The organism is Collinsella aerofaciens (genome assembly GCF_901212495.1).
GTDB classification, from domain to species: Bacteria; Actinomycetota; Coriobacteriia; order Coriobacteriales; family Coriobacteriaceae; genus Collinsella; species Collinsella aerofaciens_H.
Genome location: NZ_CAAKNY010000029.1, coordinates 1 through 780 on the forward strand (window position 1 = coordinate 1; position 780 = coordinate 780).

The window sequence follows — 780 nt, forward strand, 5'->3', positions numbered from 1 at the left end:
GATACTCCTAAAAGTGTAACCAGATTCGAGTTTTAGGAGCAGCTCTTGAAGTGCAGCAGGCTCAGGAACCGTGGCAGGTACCTCGAGGAGGCAATGCTCTTCCGTGACACCGACCTCATCAAGGTGATTACGGGCGTGCGCAGGTGCGGCAAGTCGAGCCTTCTCGATCTTATCAGGATAACCATCGAGTCTGAGGGGGTCGCTGGCCGCGGTTTTGTGAGCGTCAACCTGGAAAGCAAGGGTGCGGGCATCAAGACGGAAGACCAGCTTTACGATCGCATTCGCGGGTGCCTGTCGGACAAGGGGCGCACCTACGTCTTCATAGACGAGCCCCAGAGAATCGATGGCTGGCAGGATGCGGTCAATGCGATGAGGGTCGACTTCGATTGCGACATCTATCTCACGGGCTCGAACGCGTATCTTCTCTCGAGCGAGCTGGCCACCTATCTGTCCGGGCGCTACGTAGAGGTAAAGATGCTGCCCCTGTCCTTCTCCGAGTTCGCTGACTTCTGCGGGATCGAGTTTGCATCGGGAAGGTCGGTGGCTCTCACCCCCGAGGGGGATCCCGTTCTCTTTGACGATATGCTTACTCGTTACCTTGAGTACGGGGGCATGCCAGCCATTGCATCCCTATCGACGACCCAGGCGCAGCACTCGGCGTACATGTCCGGAGTCTACGAGGCCATCGCCGTGCGCGATATCGTCAACCGCGAGCGCGGGAAGGGCAAAAGCGCGGTGACCGACCCTTCTCTGCTGCGCCATGTGGCCGAATTCCTGGCG

At 58.7% G+C, this 780-nt stretch carries 1 protein-coding gene; it reads left to right on the forward strand.

Features of this window, described 5'->3' with window-relative positions:
• Window positions 1–45: 45 nt before the first annotated feature.
• A partial coding sequence (locus SFLMC1_RS02905) for an ATP-binding protein (protein WP_154033418.1) occupies window positions 46–780 on the forward strand: 735 nt, incomplete at its 3' end.